Genomic DNA, 230 nt, shown 5'->3' with positions numbered 1-230 from the left:
CGACGCCGCCGACTACGCACTGCTCGCGCTGGCCGCTGTCGTCGTCGTCGCCTCGGGGGTGATCCGGTGGAGCCCGTGATCGACGCGCGGGGGCTGACTCACGAGTATCCCGACGGCACGACGGCGATCCGCGACGTCGACGTGGCGATCAACCCCGGCGAGCGCGTCGCAATCGTCGGCGCGAACGGATCGGGTAAGAGCACGCTCCAACTCGCGCTCGGCAGGCTCGT

The 230-nt window shown here is 70.9% G+C and carries 1 protein-coding gene; it reads left to right on the top strand.

The genetic code is table 11. The annotated features are described in order from the left end of the window. Nucleotides 1–66: 66 nt before the first annotated feature. Nucleotides 67–230: ATP-binding cassette domain-containing protein (locus HKX41_14000; GenBank protein ID NNC25246.1), on the top strand; the 164-nt coding region annotated here is incomplete at its 3' end.

It is taken from the genome of Salifodinibacter halophilus (genome assembly GCA_012999515.1).
GTDB classification, from domain to species: Bacteria; Pseudomonadota; Gammaproteobacteria; order Nevskiales; family Salinisphaeraceae; genus Salifodinibacter; species Salifodinibacter halophilus.
This window is presented reverse-complemented; position numbering and strand designations above follow the sequence as displayed.